Origin of the sequence: Colwellia sp. MB3u-41 (assembly GCF_014076845.1) — a bacterium.
Taxonomy (GTDB): Bacteria; Pseudomonadota; Gammaproteobacteria; order Enterobacterales; family Alteromonadaceae; genus Colwellia_A.
In genome coordinates, this window is sequence record NZ_JACGUT010000075.1 from 118610 (window position 1) to 137790 (window position 19181).

A 19181-nucleotide genomic window follows, 5' to 3' on the forward strand; every position below is an offset into this window, starting at 1 on the left:
TTATTCTTACCTATGTTCTATGCCGTTTTATCAACAACAGCATTATTATTCGAATAAAGTACTGAGTAATCATCAATGACGACTCAGTTGTTAACAAAGTCGTCATCGACATTGTTATAAATTGTTTGTATGGGTTAACAATAAGTTACCATTTAATGCGACCTGAATCATTTAAACCTTAAAGTGACATCTCCATCACCTAATAAAGTTTTCAATGCATGTAATAAAGGGTCTGCAGGCGTTACACGCCATTGTACGCCTAATTCTAGCATAGCTTTTGCTTCATCTCTTTGATAAAACAGGCGAACTGGGCATGTACCATCTTTGTACGGTGTTAATACATCAGTAAATTTGTCAATAAAACCTTCACCTGCCTTAGTTTTATTAACATTTATATCAACTGAAGTAACATAATTCTCTCGAGCATCGGCAACAGTCATGATATCTCGAGCGGTCATTGTAATGCCTCCGGAGTATTCATCAAAGCTGACCTGTCCGCTACACACTAAAATAGCATCGCTAATGAGCAATTCAGCAAATTTATCATAGTCATCAGGAAAGAGTCTAATATCCATTCGAGCACTTTTATCGTCAAGCGTAACCAATGCCCATCGTCTACCCCGTTTATTGACCATCACTCTTACGCCTAAGACCAAACCTACGGCAACGGTAGTTTTATCTTTGCTAGTTGGCTGCAAGCTTACTAAGCGCCCTGAGGCGTAGTACTTAATCTCACTTAAGAATCGATTAATGGGGTGGCCTGTTAGATATAGGCCCAGTGTCTCTTTTTCGCCATTAAGCCAAACTTCCTCTGCCCACATTGGCACATCTTTAAACGCTTGTCGGGTATCTTCTGGCTCTTCATTAATTAAGCCAAATAAATCATTTTGCCCAACCGCTTGTGCTTTTGCGTATTGATCTGCCGCTTTAATCGCTTCAGGTAACGTTTCAAATAAAACGGCTCGATTAGGCACTTCTTTGCCATTAATTATTTTTTTCGGACCTAAGCTATCCATTGCCCCCGCTTTGACCAATTTTTCTAAGACACGCTTATTAATTTTTTTCAGATCAAGGCGAGCACAAAAATCAAAAAGGTCGCTAAATTCTCCCCCAAGCTCACGTGCAGCAATAATGGCTTCAATAGGCCCCTCTCCCACACCTTTTACTGCGCCGATACCATAAACAATTTGATCTTGTTCGTTAACCGTAAATTTATATTGGCCAGCGTTGACATCCGGAGGGAGTAAATCGATGCCCATATTGCCACATTCATCAACGAGGGTAACAATTTTGTCAGTGTTGTCGATATCTGCTGACATTACCGCAGCCATAAAGGGGGCAGGAAAATGGGTCTTCATCCATAAGGTTTGATAAGAAACCAGTGCATAAGCCGCTGAATGCGATTTATTAAAACCATAACCAGCGAATTTTTCAACCAGATCGAAGATTTTCATGGCGAGTTCGCCATCAACACCACGGTCAATGGCACCTTGCTCAAAACCTGCACGTTGCTTCGCCATTTCTTCTGGCTTTTTCTTACCCATAGCACGGCGCAGCATATCGGCGCCACCTAACGAGTAACCAGCCAATACTTGTGCAATTTGCATTACCTGCTCTTGGTATAAAATAATACCGTAAGTGGGTTCAAGAATAGGTTTTAAATCAATATGCTGCCATGTAGCATCGGGGTAGCTAACGACTTCACGACCGTGTTTACGTTCGATAAAGTTATCAACCATGCCTGACTGCAGTGGGCCAGGTCTAAAGAGTGCCACAAGCGCGATAATATCTTCAAAGCAATCAGGTTTTAGTTTAGCAATAAGCGATTTCATACCACTAGACTCAAGCTGGAAAACAGCCGTTGTTTCTGACCTCAATAACACCTTAAAGCTAGCGGGGTCTTCTAATGGGATGCGCGAAATATCGATAGGTGCTTTGCCTTCCTTTAACAACTTTACATCGGCCATTTCAATAGCCCACTGTAAAATGGTTAACGTTCTAAGCCCTAGAAAGTCAAACTTGACTAACCCCGCATCTTCAACATCATTTTTATCAAACTGTGTGACCGGATTCTTACCTTCGTCGTCACAATAAAGTGGCGCAAAATCTGTGATGGTTGTTGGTGAAATAACAACTCCACCAGCATGTTTACCCGCATTACGTGTTGTACCTTCTAAAATACGACACATATCAATTAGATCTTTTACCTCAGAGTCTTGCGCATAAGCTTCAGGTAATTTTGGCTCTTCCTCGAAAGCTTTCGCTAAAGTCATTCCCGGTGTTGGCGGAATAAGTTTTGAAATACGGTCAACAAAACCATAAGGATGGCCAAGTACACGGCCAACATCTCGAATAACCGCTTTTGCTGCCATCGTACCAAAGGTGATAATTTGCGACACCGCATCACGGCCATAAAGTTCAGCAACGTGGTCGATCACTTCATCTCGTCTGTCCATACAGAAATCGATATCAAAATCGGGCATTGATACACGTTCAGGATTCAAGAAACGTTCAAAAAGTAAGTCGTATTCAAGGGGATCTAAGTCAGTGATTTTTTGTGCATAGGCTACGAGTGATCCAGCACCAGAACCACGACCGGGGCCAACAGGAATGTTGTTATCTTTACTCCACTGAATGAACTCCATGACGATCAAGAAATAACCGGGAAAACCCATATTATTTACAACTTTAAGCTCAATGGCTAAACGTTCATCGTAAGGTTTACGGTTTTCAGCAAAGTCTGGCGAATCTTTATCGAATAAGGTTTCTAAACGGTCTTGTAGGCCTTCTTCTGATACTTTAACGAGGTAATCTTCTATCGATAAACCTTCAGTGGGAAAGTCTGGTAAAACATATTCACCAAGCCTTACAGTAACATTACAGCGTTTAGCGATTTCTACGGTATTTTCAAGAGCCTCAGGAATATCGGAAAATAATTCACACATTTCCTCTTCACTACGAAGGTATTGTTCTTGAGAATATTTTTTAGGGCGTCGTTTATCATTAAGCGTAAAACCATCATGTATGGCAACACGTATTTCATGGGCATCAAATCGCTTCGGAGAAATAAACATCACTTCATTGGTAGCAACCACTGGGAGTGATACCCTTTCGGCAAGCTCTACCGCTAAATGAATATAGTTTTCTTCATTTTCTCTATTGGTTCTGATCAATTCAAGGTAAAAGCAGTTAGGAAAATACTGTTGATAAAAGTCAACCATTTGCTCAACAAGATCAGTATTTCCTTTAATTAACGCTTTACCAATATCACCTTCGCGACCAGCCGATAATAGAATTAACCCTGGCGCATATTTAATCAACCAAAGCTTATCGATAACCGCTTTGCCTTGAATGTGACCGCGAAGATAGGCTTGAGAAATAAGTTCGGTTAAATTTTTATAACCGACATTATCTGTCGCTAAGACAACAATGCGAAAAAGTTCATTTTCTAACTCTTCACTTTTCACCCAGAAATCACAGCCAATAATAGGCTTAATACCCGCACCATGAGCAGCATGATAATACTTAACCAAACCACAAAGGTTGGTTTGGTCAGTAAGTGCAATGGCTGGCATTCCTAAATCGGCCGCTGTAGCGATAATAGGTTTTACTTTATTCAAACCGTCACACATTGAATAGTCACTGTGCACGCGTAAATGAATAAACTTGGGTTGAGGCCCAGGCTGAACGATTTCTTGCGCTAAATCATTAATCTCAACTAATGCTTGTTCAGACATTAGCACGTCACCTGAGTTGTATCTGCTTTGGTTTTAGTAGGTAAAACACCTTGCATAGCAATAACCTGTGCTACTGGTTTAAAGCTGGCACGGTAACAATCAAGTACACCATGCTCTACAATTTTTTCTAAGTGCGCTTTCGTTGGGTAGCCTTTATGCTTAGCAAAGCCATACTCAGGATGTAATTCATCTAAAGCAAACATCTCATCGTCTCGCACTACTTTTGCAATTATTGATGCCGCACTTATTTCACTAACCCGATCATCACCTTTAACGACTGATTGGCTAGCAATATTACCATCCGCCTGCATAAAAATAGGGCAACGATTACCATCAACTAAAACGTAATCGGGTGTTACTGATAAGTCTTGTACTGCTCGTTGCATCGCTAACATAGTTGCGTGCAAAATGTTGAGTGTGTCTATTTCTTCGGGGGTGGCTCGCCCAACAGCCCAAGCAATCGCTTTTTCTTTTATTTCAACAAAAAGGAGTTGGCGCTTTTTTTCGGATAGTTTCTTTGAATCCATCAACCCTTCAATAGGGTTTTCTGGATCAAGTATCACCGCAGCAGTAACTACATCACCGACTAGAGGCCCACGACCAACTTCATCAACACCGGCAATACAATAGGCAATGGGGTATTCAAAAGGAGCGAAAACTTTTTTTGGTTTTGCCACTATTTTATTTTTTGTTATATTTGTTTCAACGGCGGTCTCATTACTCATTTTAACATTAGGTCCATAACCGCTTTCGCCGCTTGTTTACTCGCATTTTGCTTTAACGCAAGATGGATGTTTATATATTCATCTTCAAGCGAAGTTTGGTCTTGATATAGACGTTCTTTGACTAACGGTACTATATTATCAACGCTAACTTTACTTTGAAGTAATTCAGGTACAAGTGACTTTTTTGTCAATAAATTAGGCAATGAAAACCACTCTAATTTTACCAAACCTTTAAACATGTGATACGTAAATGCATTGAATTTATAGCAAATGACCATTGGCCGCTTAACCAGCGCTGCTTCAAGCGTTACAGTACCTGAAGCCATTAATAAGCAATCACTTGCCGCCATAACTTGCTGAGTTTTATGGGTAATAATAGTAACTGGCAAATGGGGTGCTATATTTTTCTTCAGTTGTTTAAATTGTTCGGCTCTCTTTTCACTGATCATGGGTACAACGAACTGTAAATCAGGGTCTTGTTCAAAAAGTTGCTCAGCAGAAAGTAAAAAAGGCTCAGTTAAACGAGATAATTCACCCGCACGACTGCCAGGCATAAGCGCAAGTATTTTTTTGTTAACAGGTAAATTAAGCGCTTGTCTTGCTTCAACTTTATCTGAGGTAAACGGAATATCATCAGCAAGCGGGTGACCAACAAAAGTACAAGGTACTTCATATTTATCGTAAAAATCTTTTTCAAACGGTAATAACGACAACACCATATCGGTGGCAGCTTCAATTTTAAAAATACGTTTTTCACGCCACGCCCAAACCGATGGGCTAACATAATGGACTGTTTTAATACCGGCTTTTTTTAATTGTCTTTCTAAACGCAAGTTAAAGTCTGGTGCGTCGATACCAATAAAAACATCAGGCTTATGATCAATAAACTGTTCAGCTAAACGGTCTTTGACATGAAATAAGCGTTTCAGACGACCTAACACTTCAAAAATACCCATCACTGAAAGTTCATCCATTTCAAATAAACTTTCAAAGCCCAACGATTGCATTTTAGGGCCTCCAATACCAATAAATTTAGCATTGGGATAAACACACATTAATGAAGTCATTAAGCCGGCACCCAGTGTATCGCCAGAATGTTCACCGACAACAATGCCAAAGACGGGGGATTGCTCAGCAGTCGAGTCATTCATTGTTGATGCTGTTGGGAGGTTAGCTTGGTTTTCTACTGTTTGGGTCATTAACGTTTACTCTACTACTTTTTAAAAAATTACTTCTAACGGGCAATACCACGACTAGAGTTTTTAATAAACTCGGCAAAAAAAGTTAACTCGGGCATATCATCTGCTAATGCTGCAACGTTAACTAAAGCTTCGTTAACATTTAAACCTTTGCGGTAGATTTCTTTATAAGCACGCTTGATGGTTAAGATAACATTTTTATCAAAACCGCGACGTTTTAGCCCTTCTGAATTCAAACCAAAGGGGGAAGCCGGTTGACCAGAAACCATCAAGTATGGCGGAATATCTTTTAATACAAGTGCGTTTGCCGCAACGAAACTATGCGCGCCAATATGACAAAACTGATGAACACCTGTCATACCACCTAAAATAGCGTAATCACCAACGTGTACATGCCCAGCAATAGAAGCATTATTCGCTAAAATACAATGATTACCCACGACACAATCATGTGCCACATGGGTGTAAGCCATAAATAAGTTTTTACTGCCTATTTGCGTTAAGCTGTTATCTTGGATTGTGCCACGATGAACCGTACATGATTCGCGGAAGATATTGTTATTGCCGATGATTAATTCGGTTTTTTCACCCGCATATTTTAAATCTTGGCAGTCTTCACCAATACTGGCAAATTGGAAAAAATGATTACCTTCACCAATTTTCGTGGGTCCTTTGATAACCACATGAGAATTAATCACACAGTTGTCGCCAATAACAACATCCTTGGCAATATAAGTCCAAGGACCAATGCTCACATTATTTCCGATACAGGCACCTTCTTCTATAATTGCCTGTGGATGAATTAAACTCTCGTTGTTGGAAATCACAATTTATACCACTCTTCTTGCACACATAAGTTCAGCAGAACACACAACTTTTCCTTCAACCCTAGCTTCGCCATAAAACTTCCACATACCTCGGCGTTCTTTTAAGAATTCAACATGCAAGTGCATAGTGTCGCCAGGCACAACTGATTTCTTAAACTTTGCTTTATCAATAGAGGCAAATAAGTACATTTCATTTTCATCACGGCCATCCGTGCTTTTAAAGCCCAAGAGACCCGTTGCTTGTGCTAAAGCTTCAAGGATCATCACTCCTGGGAAAATAGGAAGATCAGGAAAGTGACCATTAAACACAGGTTCGTTAATGCTGACATTTTTAATAGCGTGCAATGTTTTCATTGGTTGATAATCTAAAACGCGATCAACCAATAACATTGGATAACGGTGTGGCAGTAATGCTTTGATTTCTGCAATTTCAATGGTGTTTTTTGCTAATTCCAACGGACTATTCCTTTTCAATAATGTTGTTTAAGTGCTCAATTTCATGCTCTGCACTTTTGATACGCTTAAGTATACTTTCTAACTTACGAATTCTTGCATTATTTTTATTCCACTCTTTATTCGTTTGACACGGCATGCCAGAAGAATAAACACCGGGTTCATTAATATTTTTTGTCACCATACTCATGCCAGTAAAAACACAACCGTCACCAATTTCTATATGACCATTGATACCAACTAGGCCGGCTATTACACAATTTTTTCCAATCGTTGTACTGCCTGCAATAACACTACAAGCTGCCATCGCGGTGTTTTCACCGATAACGACATTATGAGCAATTTGAATTTGGTTATCTAAAATAACACCATTTTTAATAACCGTGTCTTCTAACGCGCCACGGTCTATTGTTGTGCTAGCACCAATTTCGACGTTGTCACCAATAATAACACCGCCCAACTGAGGGATTTTCAACCATTTACCTTTGTCATTTGCGTAACCGAAGCCATCAGAGCCAATAACAGTATTGGCTTGAATTAAACAGTTTTGGCCAATTTTGACTCGATGATAAACACTAACATTTGCCCATAGCTTAGTATGAGTCCCTATTAATGTTTCTTCTCCAATAAAACAACCCGCACCTATAATAACATTATCGCTAATAACAACACCTTTCTCTATTACCGCATTAGCACCAACCTCGACATTTACACCTAAAACAACATCAGGTGAGATTTGAGCAGAGGGGTGAATGTTATGAGCGGGTTTAGGGGTCGTATCGAGTAATTGTGCGGTAAGTGCATAACCTAAGTAAGGGTTGTCCATAACTAAGGCATGAGTGTTACAGTCATTAATATTTTGAGCAGAAATAATAACCGCTCCGGCTTTTGTTTCAGAAAGCTGCTGGCTATATTTTTTGTTTGCTAAAAATGCAATTTGCTGGGCACCAGCACTTGATAATGTTGCAAGTGAATGAATAATATAAGATGCATCACCGTGTACTTCTGCACCAATTTTTTCAGCTAGTTGTTTGAGAGTATAAGACATAAACACTTAATATTTGTATGGATGCTATGTGAGCATAACTGGAAAAGACGCTAAAACCAATATGATTTCTTTTAGGATAGAAAAAAAACTTGCAACTAATATTATAAATAATAGTTGCAAGTTTTATAACGATAATGTCTGATTTAGCACATTATCTAATACCTAAATGTAGACTTAGTTAAGTTTACTAACCTGCTCGACTACTTTGTTAGTGATCGTTGCATCTGGCTTAGAAAAAACAACCGCTTGTTGTTCTAAAACAAGGTCATATTTTTCTTTTGCTGCGATGTTGTCAATTGCCTGACGAACTAAGGCAACAATTTTATTTGTTTCTTCGTTCTTACGTAAACCAGTTGCTTGTTGGAACGCTTTACCTTTAGCTTGGTAATCTTGGTATAAAGTACCAATTTGAGCATCAAGTTCTTCTATATCTTTAGCGCTCATTAAAGAAGCATCACGTTGTTTCTTCTCTTGATAGTACTTAATGTCTTTTTCTAATTGGGCTAAAACGGCTTTATCATCTTTAAATTCAACTTCTAAACCCTGCATTACCGTAGCTGTTTGTGGAATTTTGCTCATCACTTCTTGAAAATTAACCACTGCAATTTTTTGATCTGCAGCCATAACAGAGCTTGCTAATAATAAACTTGACGCCACTGCTGAATAGGTAACTGTTTTAATGAATTTTTTCAATTTTATCTCCAAAATATTATTTCTAAGTAACTTTGGTTTAAGCTACATTAATTATTATAATTATCATTTAATTGCTATGGGGGCTAACTTATATAATTAAACCCCTTAAGACCACTTTTCTTTAAATGGTAAATGTTCTTTTAGTTAGAAAGTTTTGCCTATATTAAAACTAAAGAACTCTTTATCATCATCTTTTTCTGATTTTAATGCCTTAGCAAAACTAAAAATCATTGGGCCCATTGGCGATAACCACTGGACAGATAAACCTGCAGAACTTCTATAACGACCAACATCTGAATAATCATCGATTTTGCCAAACTCAGGATTCGCTAAATCGTTGTAGTCATTCAAATTAAACTCTGTATCCCATACGTTGCCCACATCAACGAAAAAGCTGGTACGAACACTATTAGAAAAACCTTCATCTATCAATGGTGTTGGTACAATAAGTTCAACACCCGCAACAACAATGGCGTTACCACCGACAGAGCGCGATGAAACATTAATAAAGTCATGATCAGGTCCTAAACAACAGCTACTGCCGGCTTCTACTGGATCAGGAGCACCCGTTATAGCCGTTGGGTAACGAAATACCGCACGTGGTCCAACAATATTGTTCTCAAAGCCACGTAAGGTGTCAGAACCACCAGCTCTAAAATTTTCCCAAAATGGTAATACTTGATCATTGCCATCAACGGTGCCATAACCGTTACCATAACCGGCATTGAAACGTGCTAGTACCGTCCAACGTTGGTCTTGTGTTAATGGAAAGTACCATTTTGTGTCTACATTAATTTTAAAATAGTTTACGTCTGAATTAGGCGTTGTCATTTTATATGACAAACTTTGACTAGAACCGTCTGTTGGGAATGTACCTCTGTTTAACGTAGTACGTGAAATACCAACAGATAAATCAAAGCTTTCAAATTCTAAACCGCCATCTGGATTACTAGGATCAGAATAAATTTCATAAAACTTTTGAATTTGTTCATAAGTATCTAAACGGGTAATACCGTTATTTTTATAGCCGACACCAAAATTCAAGCGTAGATATTCATTAATAGGAAAGCCTAAATTAAGTCCTATACCATACGTTTTGTTGTTGTATTCTACTAAGTTGGCATTACCTGCATCAAATTCGCTGTAGTATATCTGCCCACCCAAAGAAACAGCATCAACCGTAAAGTATGGGTCCGTGTAAGAAATACTCGCACTTTGCTGATAGCTCATGGTATTGACATTAAAAGCAAGTCGATTCCCGGTACCTAAAAAGTTGTTCTGTTGTATACCCGCACTTAAACTTAAATTAGTCGTTGAACCATATCCTATACCCGCAGTAAAGGAACCTGATGGCTGTTCTTTTACTGAAAAATCGATATCAACAAGGTCATCTTCACCCGGTAACTGCTTAGTTTCATATTCAACATTTTCCAAATAAGGCAAACGTTGTAACCATGCTTTTGAACTTTCTGCAGCATTATTCGATAACCAAGCACCTTCCATCTGACGCATTTCACGGCGTAGCACTTTGTCTGAAGTAACATTATTACCTTGAAAGTTAATACGATTAACATAAACACGCTTACCAGGGTCAATTGAAATAGAAAGCTTAACCGTTTTCTCTTCTTCATTAATTTGAGGGATAACATTGACTTTAGGATATGCATAACCGTATCTCCCCAGAAAACGACTGATCGTTTCTTCGGTATAAGTAACTTCTGCACCATTATAAAGCTTACCAGCTCTCAGGGGATTAATGGCTCGAATAGTACGTTCAAAGCCAGCCATATCACCCATAAAATCTATTTCGCTTACTTTGAACTGTTCACCTTCGGTGATATTTAGAGCAATGTAAACGGCTTTCTTATCAGGCGTCATTGAAACTTGAGTTGAATCAACTTTATATTGCAGATAACCCCGGTCTAAATAGTAACTTTTGATGGTTTCGATATCACCTTGAAGGGTTTGTTTTTGATAGCGGTCTTGCGCCATAAAATCCCACCAAGGAGAGTCATACGTTAGCTCTATACGCTCAAGAAGGTCTTTGTCTGAAAATATCTCATTACCCACAATATTAATTTGCTCAATGGCTGCGGCTTCGCCTTCTGTAAAAACAAAATTAATGTTTACACGGTTACGCGGTAAATGCGTTATTTCCGCTTTTACATTAGCATTATATTTGCCGATACTATGATAGAAATCTTCTAAGCCAACTTCAATGCCTGATATAATGGTCATATCGAGTGTTTCACCCACTCTAATATCACTGCCATCAAGACTTTCAGTGAGTTGCTCTTCTTTTAAGTCTTTGTTTCCATCAAAGGTAATTTCACTGATGGTTGAACGCTCATGAACACGATAAATAATTCTATTCGCTTCACGATAAACTACAACATCATTGAAATGACCTGATTTATAGAGAGACTTTATCGACTGAGAAATACGAAATTCATTGAGAGTATCACCAGTATTAAAAGGAATATGGGTCAAAGCGGCACCGAGAGCGACACGCTGTAACCCTTTTACTTCAATATCTTCTACTTGAAATTCTTCAGAGGCTTGAACTGTTGTACCTAAGGCACCTAATAATACCGCAAGGGCAATTTTTTTAATTATCATAAATGCTTACTTTTGTTACTTCTTTTGTTATAACCGCGAAAAATCGTTAAATAATGCGATACTCATTAAGCCTAGGAGGGCTAGTGTACCAAACTTAAAACCTATTTCTTGTATTTTTTCTGGTACCGGTTTTCCTGTGACTATTTCCACAAGATAATAAAATAAATGTCCTCCATCAAGAACAGGTAAAGGTAATAAATTTATTATGCCTAAGTTAATGCTAATTAAAGCAAGAAAACCTAAAAAATATACCAAACCATATTCTGCACTACTTCCAGCTCCTTGTGCGATAGATATAGGCCCACTTAAGTTTTTAACAGAAACGTCACCTGTTATAAGTTTGCCTATCATGTCAAAACTTAGCACCACTAAATTCCAAGTGCGCTGTAAACTTTGTCCTAAAGCATCAACAACACCGTAACGTAGTTCAAATAAATATTCTTTTGGGTAGGGTTCAGACTTAGGTATCACACCCAAATAACCTACTTTTCTACCCGAACGTTCAATTAAAGTAGGTGTTACAGAAATTTCCTTATTTACCCCTTGTCTTTGGACGATCAGAACGACGTTTTGTTCCGGCAGTTGGCTAATATTACTTGAAAACATTGCCCAACTCCCGTTTATTGCTTCGCTATTGATGCTTATTAATTTATCTTCAACCTTTAGTCCTGCTTTATCTGCAGCACTTCCTTCTTCAATATAAGCTAATTCGGCATAAATTGGTGCACGAAACGGGGCGATACCTAAACTAGCAATAGCAGATTCTTTGTCTGGAGAAAAAGGCCATACTGATGTATCTAAGTTATGCGTTGTCGATGACGCACTTCCCTTATCTTTCGTTATTATCGTAAAGCTCGTCTCACCAATTTGAGAGACTAATGCTAAATTGACATCTTGCCAATCTAATGCTTTTTGGCCTGCTACTTCAACAATTTGGCTATCACTGTTTATTTTCGCTTTATGTGCAATAGATCCTGCAGCTATTTCACCAACAATAGGCTTTACACTAGGAACACCGATGAGAAACATCAAGTAAAATGCAAAAATAGCAAAAGCGAAATTAGCAAACGGCCCAGCAGCAATAATGGCTATACGTTGATAAACTGTTTTATTGTTAAAGGTTTTATCTATATCTTCAGGTTGTACTTCGTCAACACGCCCATCAAGCATTTTTACGTAACCACCCAATGGAATTAAGGCGATAACAAACTCAGTACCTTCTTTATTGACTTTGCGCCACAACACTTTACCAAAGCCGATTGAAAAGCGTTCTACTTGCACGCCGTTTCTTCGGGCAACCCAATAATGTCCATACTCATGAACAGTAATCAAAATGCCTAGAGCAACAACAAAAGACGCTAAATTCCAGAAAAAATCAAACAACTAATTATTACCCTTTTTGTTAACTTCTTTAGTCACAACACGACCAGCTTCAAAACAGCCACTCGCAATTAAATTACGTGAAAATTCTCGCACACTTGCGTCAAGTGCCATGACATCATCAATTGATGCTACCCTTTCTGAGACAAATTTATCCATAGAAGTTTCATTTATTTTTGCAATATCGGTAAATTTAATTTTATCGTTCAAAAAAGCATCAACAGCCACTTCATTTGCAGCGTTTAGTGCTGTACATGCACCTTGACCACTTCGACAAGCAACCATCGCTAATTTTAAATTAGGGTATTTATGATAATCGACGTCTTCAAATTCAAATGATTGGGTATTGAAAAAGTCTAAAGGTGCAACACCCGAGTCAATTCTTTCAGGGAAAGCTAAGGCATGAGCAATAGGGGTACGCATATCAGGATTACCCATTTGCGCGATTACAGAACCGTCTCTATATTGCACCATAGAATGGATGGTACTTTGTGGATGTAAAACAACTTGAATATCGTCAGGGTCTATATTGAATAACCATTTAGCTTCAATAAATTCTAAGCCCTTGTTCATCATCGTTGCAGAGTCTACAGAGATTTTTCGTCCCATATCCCAATTAGGATGGGCGCAAGCTTGTGCGGGTGTTACATGCTCTAACTGTTCAACTGAAAAAGTTCTAAAAGGGCCGCCCGAGCCGGTTAGCAATATTTTACTGACACCATTTTTTTCGAGGTCACATCGACCTGGGGTTGCTTGAACATTAGCAGGTAAACACTGAAAAATAGCGTTATGCTCACTGTCTATGGGCAATAGTTCAGCGCCATATTTTTCAACAGCATCTATAAACAAAGCACCAGAGGTAACCAATGCTTCTTTATTTGCAAGTAGTACCCTTTTACCTGACTTTACAGCAGCCATAGTAGGTAGTAAACCTGATGCACCAACAATCGCAGCCATTACAGTATCGCTAGTATCAGCTTGGGCAATGTCGATTAACCCTTGCTCGCCACTTCGCACTTCAATGGTATGCAAGCCACTTTCACATAATTTTTCTTTTAATGCCTGAGCGGCATTATCGTCAACCATAACAACCATGCTTGGATTAAATTCCTGACACTGCGCCAGCATTTCATCAACACGCATATTGGCCGACAAGCACTCAATAGAAAATAGGGTTGGATGACGTCGTACCACATCTAATGTACTTAAACCAATAGAGCCAGTAGAGCCTAAAACACAAAGTTTACGCATTGTTTATATCACCTACTGCCAACCTAAGAAAGCATAACATAATGCATAAATAGGCGCCGTTGCCGTTAAACTGTCAATTCGGTCTAATATGCCGCCATGACCCGGTAAAATTGAGCCACTATCTTTTATGCCCGCTTGGCGTTTAAACATACTTTCATTTAAATCACCTAATACTGAAACCGTCGTAATGATAGCGGTAACCTTTAGCGCTAAAGTAAACTGGTGCAACTGCCAGTCAAGGAAGTAACCCGCGATGGCAATAAATATACATGCACAAACAACACCGCCAACAAAACCTTCTAAGGTTTTACCCGGACTAACGTTAGGAAGAAGTTTACGCTTTCCTATTGATTTACCAACGAAGTAAGCGCCGATGTCAGCACTCCAGACCATTAAAAAAAGAAACATGATGAGTTGGGCGCCATGGTATGGGTCTTGGCTATATTCATTACTGCGGATCACCATAAAAGCAAGCCAAGTAGGAATAAGCGTTAACCAACCAAATACGCCACGAATTGAACGATGACTTGACCAAAACTTACTGTATCGAGGATAAAGAAAAGTGAGTGTTGCAGACAAAAGCCACCAACCTACAGCAATCCACAAGACGAGAGAAACACCTGAATGCAGTTCTCCGTTAGGAGACCACAGCTCTAATAAAGGGAGCGTGTACCAAAGCGCAGAAATAAGAATGATGGTTGCAGAAACAAAAGCAAGTCTACGTCGTTTATTGGCAAAGCCCATTAAAGGTCCCCATTCCCAGGCACCAATAGCCATAACGGCCATAAACAAAGCCGCAAATTTATCTAAAGGTAAATAAAAAATGGCAGAAATAGTTAAAGGCGCTAAGATAACAGCCGTAATAATTCGTTGTTTTAACAAATGGAAACCCTTTTAAATGCTATATATTTTGTTGTTATTATTTTAATTTTATAGTCTTATGTTTTTATTTGTTCGCCCGTCTGACCAAAACGTCTTTCCCTCTGGTCAAAACAGCCTATTGCTGTAATGAAAGCTTGCTCATCAAAATCAGGCCATAGCGTTTCGGTAAAATAAAATTCAGCGTAAGCCGCTTGCCATAATAGAAAGTTACTTATTCGAAAATCACCACCGGTGCGGATAAGTAGATCAAGTTCAGGTAAATTTGCTAAGCAAGTATACTGATGTAATGTTTCTTCTGATATTTCATCAACAGACATAGTGTTATTGGAAACTTTTTCGGCTAAAACTTTAGCGGCATTAGCGATGTCCCAACGTCCCCCATAGTTAGCTGCAATAGACAATACCATACCTTCATTGTTTGCGGTTAAATCTTCTGAAACTTTTATTTTTTTCTGTAAGTTGTCTGAAAAACGAGAAGTATCACCAATCACTTGAAAACGCACACCGTTTTTGTGAAGCTTTTTAACTTCTCGTGTTAGCACAAACATAAAGAGATCCATTAACACGCTAACTTCTTGTTCTGGGCGTTGCCAATTTTCACTACTAAAAGCAAAGAGTGTTAATGCTTTTACACCCTGTTTTATCGCTGTGCTTACTGATGATCGAACAGATTCGACACCTGATTTATGACCGGCGACGCGTGTTTTTCCACGCTGCTGTGCCCAACGACCGTTGCCATCCATAATAATGGCAACATGCTGTGGCACTTTGGTTAAATTCTCTGTAATTGCTTCAGTCATAAACGTTCCGTAATGCTCTTCAAGCTTCATTCAAATTTTATGTAAAAAAAACCGTAGTGACCATTTAAAGACTACGGCTTATTTTATCGGTTAAAGGCGTTATATCTCCATTAACTCTTTTTCTTTGATTGATAAAATATCATCAACTTGTTTGACATAAGTATCAGTCAACTTTTGAATATCGTCTTCTGATTGATGCATTTCATCATCACTGATTTCTTTTTCTTTATTCAAAGATTTAACATCAGAGTTAGCATCGCGGCGGATATTACGAATAGCAACCTTGCCATTTTCAGCTTCATTTTTAACCACTTTAACAAGGTCTTTACGACGTTCTTCTGTTAACGGCGGTAATGGAATACGAATAAGCGTACCTTGAGATGACGGATTTAAGCCTAAATCAGATTTCAAAATTGCTTTTTCAACAGCGCCGATCATACCTTTATCAAAAACGGTAATCGCTAAAGTACGCGCATCTGGTGTTGCGATATTACCCACTTGGCTCAATGGTGTTTCCATACCGTAATAATCAACAACAATATTATCAAGTAAAGAACGATGTGCACGGCCTGTTCTTACTTTATTTAGATTACTTTTTAATGAGTCGATGCTTTTGCTCATACGGTCTTGAGCATCTTGTTTTATTTCATTTATCACGTTGAATTTCCTTTAAATCAAAAAATTAAACTAAGTTTTCTGTGTGATCGATAGTTGTACCTTCATCGCCACCCATTACCACGTTTTTTAATGCGCCTGGCTTGTTCATGTTAAAAACACGAATAGTCATGCTATGATCCCGTGCTAACGTGAATGCAGCTAGATCCATCACTTTAAGTTCTTTCTCTAATACTTCGTTATAGCTTAATTGGCTATATAACGTAGCATCTGGATTCTTAACTGGGTCTTCTGAATAGATGCCATCAACTTTAGTGGCTTTTAAAACGACATCAGCCTCTATTTCAATACCGCGTAAACACGCTGCAGAATCAGTTGTAAAAAAAGGATTACCTGTGCCGGCACTAAAAATAACAACGCGGCCAGATTTTAATAAGCTGATACCTTCAGCCCAGTTATAACGGTCACAAACACCCGCCAAGTCAATTGCAGACATTAATTTAGCATTAACAAAAGCACGATGTAAGGCATCACGCATTGCAAGACCATTCATTACGGTTGCTAACATACCCATTTGGTCGCCAACAACACGGTTCATTCCGGCTTCGGCCAGACCTGCACCACGAAATAAGTTACCTCCGCCAATAACTAACCCCACTTGAATGCCCATTTCAATCAGTTCTTTAATTTCTTGAGCCATACGATCCAAAACTTTAGGGTCGATACCGAAACCCTCTTCACCCATTAGGGCTTCACCACTAAGTTTTAATAAAATTCGACGATATATTGGTTTTGGACTGATGCTCATAAAAAACATTCCTGTATTTTGTCTATAAATAGGCGAAAAAAATAGCCGTGATCAATTTGACCGCGGCTATTTTAGTACGTTTAGCTAACTATCGAAAGTCTAAACTGAAAAAAGAACTATTTTACTGAATTGAATGCTTAAAAATTAAGCTTTTGATGCAGCAATTTGTGCTTCTACTTCAGCAGCAAAATCTTCTTCTTTCTTAGCAATGCCTTCACCAACTTCTAAACGAACAAAGTTAGAAACCGTAATGCCTTTCTCTTTAAGAACAACACCAACAGTTTTCTTAGGTTCCATGATGAACGCTTGACCAGTCAAAGAAATTTCACCCGTAAATTTCTTCATGCGACCGATGATAATTTTTTCAAGCAATTCAACAGGTTTTTTCTTTTTATCATCAAGAGCATCGTTTTCAGCTTTTAAGATATCTAGTTGAATACGCTGTTCATTTTCTACAACACTCTCAGCAACATCTTCAGGCGTTAAAAATTCAGGCTTACTTGCAGCAACGTGCATAGCAATATGCTTTAATGATTCAGCATCGCCTTCACCAGCAACGACAACACCAATGCTAGCACCATGGCTATATGAAGCTAATGCAGTACCTTCAACGTATGATACGCGACGGATATTGATGTTTTCACCAATTTTAGTCACAAGGGTAATACGCTTTTCTTCGAATTGAGCTTGTAGCTCTTCGATTGTCGCTTTTGAAGCTAAAGCTGCTTCTGCAACTTCGTTAGCAAAACCTAAGAAGTTTGCATCTTTTGCAACAAAATCAGTTTGACAGTTAACTTCAAGAAGTGCAGCAACGCCATCAGCACTTTTAATTAAAATAGCACCTTCAGCAGCGATGTTACCAGCTTTTTTAGCTGCTTTTGCTTGACCGTTCTTACGCATATTTTCAATCGCAAGTTCCATGTCGCCTTCAGCTTCTTGTAAAGCTTTTTTACAATCCATCATGCCCGCAGCTGTGCGTTCACGAAGTTCTTTTACCATTGCAGCAGTAATTACCATGAGAGAATTCCTCAATTTTTGTTATCCCCTAAACTATTTAAAGCCGGGCATAAAAATGAATATGTTGCCACAAGCGTTAACACTTGTGGCAATAGCAAAAAAAATTATGAAAAACTGAAATTATTCAGCTTCTACAAAACCGTCTTTTTCAGCTTGAACAACAATGTTCTTTTCACGACCAGCTAAAACTGCGTTAGCAGCAGAATCAGTGTATAAAGTCACGGCGCGAATTGCATCGTCGTTACCCGGGATAATGAAATCAATATTATCTGGGTTTGAGTTTGTATCAACTACAGATATTACTGGAATACCTAAGTTTTTAGCTTCTTTGATAGAAATGTGTTCGTGATCAGCATCAATGATGAATAAAACGTCAGGTAAACCACCCATGTTTTTGATTCCACCAAGACTTTTGTCAAGTTTTTCCATTTCGCGTGTACGCATCAAAGCTTCTTTTTTAGTAAGCGCTTCAAAAGTACCGTCAGAGCTTTGTGCTTCAAGATCTTTTAAACGTTTAATTGATTGACGAACTGTTTTCCAGTTAGTCAACATACCACCTAACCAACGGTGATTAACGTAGAATTGATCACATTTGATAGCAGCATCTTTAATTGCATCGCTTGCAGCGCGCTTAGTACCAACAAATAAAACTTTACCTTTTTTCGCAGAAACACCTGATAAGAAAGCAAGGGCTTCATTGAACATAGGAACAGTTTGTTCAAGGTTGATGATATGAACTTTATCGCGTGAACCAAAAATGTAAGTTTTCATTTTTGGGTTCCAGTAACGGGTTTTGTGACCGAAATGAACACCTGCTTTAAGCATATCGCGCATAGAAACGTTTGGCATGATTTTTCCTTTATTTGGTTTAGGGGGTTAAGCGTTCATACATTCAAATATACCTAACTCTTTTATTGTTTGATGCTTTGCTTAAATAAGACAAAGTCAAACTGAGCACCCCAGTATATTCTTAATAAATGTATGTGAATTTATAATAAGTACAACTATTTTTAGCAGTACAAGTTTTTAAAGTTAAACATTATCAATAACAGCAATTTAGCCACTGGCTTACCCAATAAACATAATAACGCTAAGATAAAATCTCGGCGACTATACTATTTAATTGA

General features: G+C 38.5%; 16 protein-coding genes. All 16 read right to left on the reverse strand.

Annotated features, from left to right (window positions below; genetic code table 11):
- Nucleotides 1-167: 167 nt before the first annotated feature.
- On the reverse strand, nt 168-3737 hold the full coding sequence (dnaE, locus tag H4J73_RS08660) for a DNA polymerase III subunit alpha (RefSeq protein WP_182223157.1): 3570 nt from the start codon (nt 3735-3737) through the stop codon (nt 168-170).
- Nucleotides 3737-4462, reverse strand: a complete 726-nt coding sequence (gene rnhB / locus H4J73_RS08665) for a ribonuclease HII (RefSeq protein ID WP_182180254.1) — start codon at nt 4460-4462, stop codon at nt 3737-3739. Before rnhB ends, dnaE begins: the two co-directional genes overlap by 1 nt.
- Nucleotides 4459-5613, reverse strand: a complete 1155-nt coding sequence (gene lpxB / locus H4J73_RS08670; RefSeq protein WP_182180292.1) for a lipid-A-disaccharide synthase — start codon at nt 5611-5613, stop codon at nt 4459-4461. The genes rnhB and lpxB overlap by 4 nt, the downstream gene beginning before the upstream one ends.
- A gap of 83 nt (nt 5614-5696) precedes the next feature.
- The gene (gene lpxA, locus H4J73_RS08675) at nt 5697-6488 is read right to left on the reverse strand and encodes an acyl-ACP--UDP-N-acetylglucosamine O-acyltransferase (RefSeq protein WP_182180252.1); all 792 of its coding nucleotides are present in this window, start codon (nt 6486-6488) and stop codon (nt 5697-5699) included.
- A gap of 3 nt (nt 6489-6491) precedes the next feature.
- Nucleotides 6492-6944 carry a 3-hydroxyacyl-ACP dehydratase FabZ gene (fabZ, locus tag H4J73_RS08680; RefSeq protein ID WP_182180250.1) on the reverse strand — a complete coding sequence of 151 codons (453 nt, stop codon included), beginning with the start codon at nt 6942-6944 and terminating at the stop codon, nt 6492-6494.
- A gap of 4 nt (nt 6945-6948) precedes the next feature.
- Nucleotides 6949-7989: a UDP-3-O-(3-hydroxymyristoyl)glucosamine N-acyltransferase gene (gene lpxD, locus H4J73_RS08685; RefSeq protein ID WP_220460661.1), complete on the reverse strand. Its 1041-nt coding sequence runs from the start codon at nt 7987-7989 to the stop codon at nt 6949-6951.
- A gap of 174 nt (nt 7990-8163) precedes the next feature.
- On the reverse strand, nt 8164-8682 hold the full coding sequence (locus H4J73_RS08690) for an OmpH family outer membrane protein (protein WP_259366548.1): 519 nt from the start codon (nt 8680-8682) through the stop codon (nt 8164-8166).
- A 144-nt stretch (nt 8683-8826) separates the two neighbouring features.
- On the reverse strand, nt 8827-11301 hold the full coding sequence (gene bamA / locus H4J73_RS08695) for an outer membrane protein assembly factor BamA (RefSeq protein WP_182223155.1): 2475 nt from the start codon (nt 11299-11301) through the stop codon (nt 8827-8829).
- A 27-nt stretch (nt 11302-11328) separates the two neighbouring features.
- A complete protein-coding gene (rseP, locus tag H4J73_RS08700; protein WP_182180244.1) occupies nt 11329-12684 on the reverse strand; it encodes a sigma E protease regulator RseP in 1356 nt (451 codons plus the stop codon).
- Nucleotides 12685-13932, reverse strand: a complete 1248-nt coding sequence (gene ispC, locus H4J73_RS08705) for a 1-deoxy-D-xylulose-5-phosphate reductoisomerase (protein WP_182180242.1) — start codon at nt 13930-13932, stop codon at nt 12685-12687. It abuts the gene before it with no gap.
- 12 nt (nt 13933-13944) lie between these two features.
- Nucleotides 13945-14814 (reverse strand): phosphatidate cytidylyltransferase, encoded by an 870-nt coding sequence (locus H4J73_RS08710; RefSeq protein ID WP_182180240.1) that lies wholly within the window; start codon nt 14812-14814, stop codon nt 13945-13947.
- 56 nt (nt 14815-14870) lie between these two features.
- Nucleotides 14871-15614, reverse strand: coding sequence for a polyprenyl diphosphate synthase (gene uppS, locus H4J73_RS08715; RefSeq protein ID WP_259366549.1), 744 nt, complete (start codon nt 15612-15614; stop codon nt 14871-14873).
- A gap of 99 nt (nt 15615-15713) precedes the next feature.
- A complete protein-coding gene (gene frr, locus H4J73_RS08720) occupies nt 15714-16271 on the reverse strand; it encodes a ribosome recycling factor (protein WP_182180236.1) in 558 nt (185 codons plus the stop codon).
- Nucleotides 16272-16296: 25 nt separating this feature from the next.
- Nucleotides 16297-17037: a UMP kinase gene (pyrH, locus tag H4J73_RS08725; RefSeq protein ID WP_182180233.1), complete on the reverse strand. Its 741-nt coding sequence runs from the start codon at nt 17035-17037 to the stop codon at nt 16297-16299.
- 144 nt (nt 17038-17181) lie between these two features.
- The gene (gene tsf, locus H4J73_RS08730; protein ID WP_182180231.1) at nt 17182-18054 is read right to left on the reverse strand and encodes a translation elongation factor Ts; all 873 of its coding nucleotides are present in this window, start codon (nt 18052-18054) and stop codon (nt 17182-17184) included.
- Nucleotides 18055-18174: 120 nt separating this feature from the next.
- The gene (gene rpsB, locus H4J73_RS08735; RefSeq protein WP_070374057.1) at nt 18175-18903 is read right to left on the reverse strand and encodes a 30S ribosomal protein S2; all 729 of its coding nucleotides are present in this window, start codon (nt 18901-18903) and stop codon (nt 18175-18177) included.
- Between the last annotated feature and the right edge of the window lie 278 nt (nt 18904-19181).